Raw genomic sequence first — 5,245 nt, 5'->3', positions numbered from 1 at the left:
GTTTAGAGATAGTGCCCAGAATTCAAATTCTGGGTGGTACGAGAGGGTGAATACCATGGTTGTTGAAACCTATCTTGAAAAGGAAAAGAAGGAAGGCGCCGCTGTAACGGAAGGGCCGTTGAGAATCCGGAAGGTTCCGGTAAAGGACGTGCGATTTGGTGAAGTGACAGAGCTCAGGGGTGAAATCCTTTTTCTGAATCCCGATGATATCCGAAGAGAATTACTCGAGGATAAACATCTTCTTTCCGTCGATGTGAAGATCGCCAAGCCCGGAGAGAGCACCAGGATAATCCCCGTAAAGGATATCCTGGCGCCGGCGGTCAAAGTGGGCGGTCCTGGTTGTGTCTTCCCGGGCTTCGTGGGGAATCCACCCAGGACGATCGCCGGGAGGGGCACCACGGCATTTCTCGAAGGCGTGGCCGTGGTGACCTCGGGGAAGCTGGTCAACTTCCAGGAGGGCCTGATCGACATGACCGGGCCAGGAGCCGAATATTCGGTCTTCTCCAAGTTGGTCAACGTGGTCCTCGTCCTTGAACCCGTTGAAGGGCTCGGAAAACATGAGCATGAGAGGGTCGTCAGGGAGGCTGGTGTAAAGGCGGCTGCTCTCATAGGGAAGGCCGCAGCAACGGCGGAGTATTACGAGGAGACGGTCTACACCAACGAGACCATCCCCGAGATCCACTCGAAATACCCTGACCTGCCGAAGGTAGTCTATGTAAGGCAGGTCCTGGCTCAAGGGCTACTCCATGACAATTACCTTTACGGATTGAACGCAAGGGAAGGTGCTGTCCCTCTATACATGCAGGCCACGGAACTCTTTGACGGGGCCATAGTCAGCGGGAACTGTGCCGCCCCCTGTCATAAACACACCACGTACCACCACCAAAAGGACCCCCTTTCCGAGGACCTTCTCGCAGAACACGGGAAGTCCCTGGCTTTTCTGGGCATCATCGCCCAACCCGTGAGGACGGCCTTCTCTGAAAAAGAAAGGAATTCCTTCCAGGTCCTCAAAATAGCGAAAAGCCTGGGAGCTGACGGCGCCATTATCGCCGAGGACGGGGGTGGCAATCCCGAGTGTGATCTGATGCTTACGGCCAGTATTCTAGAACAGGCTGGCATCAAGACCGTCATCGTGACCGACGAATACGCCGGAGGCGACGGGGCGTCGCCCGGGCTTGCCGATGTTTCCCCGGAAGCCGATGCAGTTGTCACCAACGGCAACGGGAACGAGCGCGTGGTATTGCCCCCGATGGAAAAGGTCATCGGCCACCTGGAGACTATAGAAGTGATCACCGGCGGCCATTCGGGAAGCCTTTTGAAAGATGGTTCTATAAACATGGAGATAGCCGGCATAATGGGCTCCACCAACGAACTGGGGATGGAAAACCTCTCCACAAGGGCAATATGAGGGATGGTGCAGGGAAGATGAAAAAGTACAGGGTCGTTCACTATATCAACCAGTTCTTTGCCGGCATCGGAGGTGAAGAAAAAGCGGGCATTGAACCCTGGTTTGAAGACAAGCCGGTGGGTTTCGGCAAGCAGATCGAAGAAGCTTCCGGTGGCCGTCTCGAGGTCGTGCGAACTGTGATCTGTGGGGACAACTTTGCTGCGGAAAATCTCGAGGAATTCGAAAAAACCGTTCTCCCCTGGATAAAAGAAGTTGACGCGGACCTTCTTTTCGCGGGCCCGGCCTTCGGTGCCGGGCGTTACGGAACCGCTTGCGGGACTCTTTGTGACCGCGTTTCATCGCGATTGGGGCTGATCGCGGTCTCTGGAATGCATGAGACAAACCCTGGGGTGGATGTAGCGAAAAGGACGACTTACGTTTTGAAGACGGGAGATTCGGCGAGAAAAATCGGCATGGTCGTTTCAGAGATGATCCGCTTTGGCCTTCGTCTTCTTGATGGAGATGAGATAGGGAGTCCGGAAGAGGAAGGATATCACCCCCGTGGGGTCCGGATAAACTTCCGAAGAAAAGAGCGAGGATCGAAAAGGGCCGTATCCATGCTCCTCAAGAAAGTCCACGGCGAGCCCTTCGAGACGGAACTGCCCATGCCGGTTTATGACCTCGTCCCGCCAGCGCCTCCCGTCGTGAACCTTGAGGAAGCCCTTATTGCCATCGGTACGGAGGGGGGCATAGTCCCAAGAGGTAACCCCGACCGGATTGAGGCTCACAACGCTTCCAAATGGTGTGCCTATTCCCTGGCGGGTTTGGACAACCTCAATAAAGGTGATTACGAAGTCGCCCACGGTGGCTATGACTTGGTCCATGCTACCGAGGACCCCGACAGAGTTTTACCTTTGGATGGCATGCGACGCCTTGAAAAAGCAGGCAGATTCCGAAAACTGCTTGAAAAATATTTCGTCACCGTGGGGAACGTCACGGCGGTGAAATCAGCTGAGCGGTATGGGCGCGAGATCGCGGCGATGCTTCACGATGAAGGAGTCGATGGAGTGGTGATGACCTCCACTTGAGGCACCGGCACGCGTTGCGGCGCAACGCTGGCAAGGGAGATCGAAAGATCCGGGATACCAACAGCCCTGATCACGGCCATACCGAGCATCGCCCTCACCGTTGGAGCCAACAGGATAGTCCAGGGGGTGGCGATACCTCACCCCGTCGGTTCCATCACGGAAGACAGCTACGAGGCGGAGATGGAGATAAGGATGGAGATATTGGAGCGAGCTCTGAACGCTCTTTGCACGCCCATCACGGAACAGACCGTTTTTCGCAGGGGAGAGCAGGTGGAGGTGGCAGGGACTGAAAAGAGGTAAACAGCTAACTGAAAAGATGGTGATTTCTAACAACCCCTTGGTGCTTCGCAGATTCGATGGAAGCCTTCCCGTGGAAGGGGGTCCTGTGGAAGTTTTCAAGAAGGCCCTGGCGTTGCTTGAAGAGGGTGCGGCATTATCCGGCCACTCTCTTTCTGGAAGCATACGACTCACTGCCAATCCTTACAGATCCATCGTCGTAGAACCTCTCGAGAAGGGTCGTCTGGATAAAAGGGGAATAGTCGTCCTGCTTGATTCAATAGATCGCGTCGAGAGTGCGTCGCGGGAAAGACCAGTCCTGCAGGAAGTCCTGCGGGACTACGCCTATATTGACCTCGATCTTCTCGAGAGTTGGTTCGGTTGCCAGGAGAACTAAAATAGTCCCTGGCCCGTAGTGGAACAAAACCTGGAAACCTTAAGGTGCTTCTCCGACGCAGTGGTTCTTCAGGGTTCCCACGCCTTCAATCTCCACTTCGACCACATCGCCGGCCCTCAGGGGGCCAATGCCCGCCGGCGTGCCGGTGGCTATCACGTCGCCGGGCGAGAGCGTAGCGAAGCGGCTTATGAGGGCTATGATCCTGGGCACGGGAAAACCCATCTTGTCCGTGTTGGAGGACTGGACGACCTTGCCGTTGAGCCTGGTCTGGATATCCCTGCCTCCTGTTTCACGGCTGTCCACGAGCCACGGTCCCATGGGGCAGAAGGTGTCGAAGCTCTTCGAGCGGGTAAGGCGCGCGTCCTTCTTCGACAGCGCCCGGGCCGTGACGTCGTTGAGGCAGGTCAGGCCGAAGATCACGTGCCGCGCCTCGGCTTCCGGGACGTTTCTGCACCTCTTCCCGATGACCACCGCCATCTCCCCCTCGTAGTCGATCCTTCCCGGCCTGCCAGGGATGAGGATCGTGCCCTCGTGTCCCAGGAGCGAGTTGATCCCCTTGAGGAAGATGTTCGGTTCCTCCGGCATTTCCAGGCCGTACTCCTCCGCGTGGTCGGCGTAGTTCAGTCCGACGCAGAAGATGTTCCCCGGCTCCGCCGGCGGGAGGAGGTTTACTTCCCCGATGAGGGTTTGTTCCCCCGTCGGCTCCCGTGTATCCCAGGGCGGGCGCCCCCGCCAGGGCGGATATCACGTCGCCCTCCAACATCCCCCAGCAAGTATCCTCCGCCTTCTGGTACCTGACGAATTTCATGGACCTTCCTCTCCTTTTCCCCGCTGCCTCCCCCTTATCCGTCGACAGCTGTTTTTTAAGGGAATCCATCGGTGCCTCCCCATCGCGGCGCCAAGGCCATGGAGACCACCATTCCAGTATAGCCCTTTCGGGGAAATGGCGGCGGCAGACCGCCTCGATATTACCCAACCGCCAGGAGCGCTATCCCGGCCAGGATGATCACCGACCCCGTCATCCTGCGTTTTCGATCCCCTTCTCCGAGTACCGTCGTCCCCAGGTACGTCCCGATCACGACGCTGATCTCCCTCGCTGGCGCTACCAGGCTCAGGGGGGCGACGGAGAGAGCGTACAGCACGGCCAGGTAGGCCGAGGCCGACAGGAATGCGATAAAAAGGGCGGGCCTTCTGTTACGATCCCACTGGTGGAAGATTCCCTCGGGGTCCCGGAGGGCCGGGAGGGAAAGAAGCATGGTCTGGAAAGCGACGATAGCGAAGACGGCCGCCCCGTCCACCAGGGAATACCCGGCAATGCAAGCCCCCGTCGCGATGCCCAGGAGGGGTGCCGCCCTCGAGCAAGAGTCCCTGAACAGGGAAACGCCCCCGGCTATCCAGAAGATTCCTGCGATGACCAGGCCGGTCCCGGCCTGGTTCAGGAGCGTGGGGTCCTCGCCCAGCAGCGCCATCGCCAGCAGGGTGGAAAGAAGAGGTCCCGTTCCCCTTGCGAGGGGGTAGACGACGGACAGGTCCCCCGCCTTGTATCCTTTTTGGAGAAGGATGTAATAGCCGGCTTCGAAGGCGGCGCTGATCACTGCCAGGAAGATGAAAGTCTTACCGAAGCAGCAGTTGCTCCCCCAGGAGGCACGAAGCGCGAAGGGGAAAAGCAGCAGGGAAGCCAAAAGGGAGAAAAGCCAGGCAAAAGCTGCGCCGCCGGCGACGCGCTTGGCGACGAGGTTCCATCCCGCGTGGAGGAAAGCCGCTGTTACGAGCAGGAACAAGGAAAACAACGTCATGGCAGCCGTTGACTGTTCGCGCCTTTTGGCTTTTCCGATTCACGACTGGCGATTCACGGTTTCTTCACTCCACCCCCGATTCCACCACCGTCAGCGTCGACTTCGAACCGTCCAGCACGGCCCGGGCCCCCAGGGGCAGGGTCGCCTTCTTCGGGCCGTGGCCAAAGCATCCGTTTATCAGCGTCGGCTTCCCTTCGGGGACAATGATCGCCTCCAGGACCTCCGGCAGCGTGAAGGATTCCTTCGGCTTCCTGGGAGGAATATGGGTGAACTGGCCCAGCACGATCCCCGCCGCGTCGTC

The 5,245-nt window shown here is 58.2% G+C and carries 7 protein-coding genes; 3 read left to right on the top strand and 4 right to left on the bottom strand.

What is annotated here, in order from left to right:
- The first annotated feature begins 55 nt into the window (after positions 1–55).
- The 3 genes from GX108_07105 to GX108_07095 all read left to right on the top strand — a co-directional run bounded on the left by GX108_07105 (position 56) and on the right by GX108_07095 (position 3,148).
- Positions 56–1,408 (top strand): beta-aspartyl-peptidase, encoded by a 1,353-nt coding sequence (locus GX108_07105; GenBank protein NLO56798.1) that lies wholly within the window; start codon positions 56–58, stop codon positions 1,406–1,408.
- Positions 1,409–1,425: 17 nt separating this feature from the next.
- Positions 1,426–2,775: a glycine/betaine/sarcosine/D-proline family reductase selenoprotein B gene (locus GX108_07100; protein ID NLO56797.1), complete on the top strand. Its 1,350-nt coding sequence runs from the start codon at positions 1,426–1,428 to the stop codon at positions 2,773–2,775.
- A gap of 85 nt (positions 2,776–2,860) precedes the next feature.
- Positions 2,861–3,148, top strand: a complete 288-nt coding sequence (locus tag GX108_07095) for a hypothetical protein (protein NLO56796.1) — start codon at positions 2,861–2,863, stop codon at positions 3,146–3,148.
- Between the two features lie 39 nt (positions 3,149–3,187).
- On the opposite strand, the gene GX108_07090 is transcribed toward GX108_07095, so the two are convergent.
- The 4 genes from GX108_07090 to GX108_07075 all read right to left on the bottom strand — a co-directional run.
- The gene (locus GX108_07090; GenBank protein NLO56795.1) at positions 3,188–3,451 is read right to left on the bottom strand and encodes a hypothetical protein; all 264 of its coding nucleotides are present in this window, start codon (positions 3,449–3,451) and stop codon (positions 3,188–3,190) included.
- Positions 3,438–3,956: a DUF2437 domain-containing protein gene (locus GX108_07085; GenBank protein NLO56794.1), complete on the bottom strand. Its 519-nt coding sequence runs from the start codon at positions 3,954–3,956 to the stop codon at positions 3,438–3,440. The genes GX108_07090 and GX108_07085 overlap by 14 nt, the downstream gene beginning before the upstream one ends.
- 160 nt (positions 3,957–4,116) lie before the next feature.
- On the bottom strand, positions 4,117–4,938 hold the full coding sequence (locus GX108_07080; protein ID NLO56793.1) for an EamA family transporter: 822 nt from the start codon (positions 4,936–4,938) through the stop codon (positions 4,117–4,119).
- 70 nt (positions 4,939–5,008) lie between these two features.
- Positions 5,009–5,245: LD-carboxypeptidase (locus GX108_07075; GenBank protein ID NLO56792.1), on the bottom strand; the 237-nt coding region annotated here is incomplete at its 5' end.

The sequence above is a fragment of the Thermovirga sp. genome, assembly GCA_012523215.1.
Taxonomy (GTDB): Bacteria; Synergistota; Synergistia; order Synergistales; family Thermovirgaceae; genus 58-81.
This window is presented reverse-complemented; position numbering and strand designations above follow the sequence as displayed.

Bases quoted from the DNA above. Each gene is read 5' to 3' on its own strand.
- GX108_07105 (NLO56798.1), top strand. From the start codon at position 56: ATGGTTGTTGAAACCTATCTTGAAAAGGAAAAGAAGGAAGGCGCCGCT.
- GX108_07085 (NLO56794.1), bottom strand. From the start codon at position 3,956: ATGAAATTCGTCAGGTACCAGAAGGCGGAGGATACTTGCTGGGGGATG.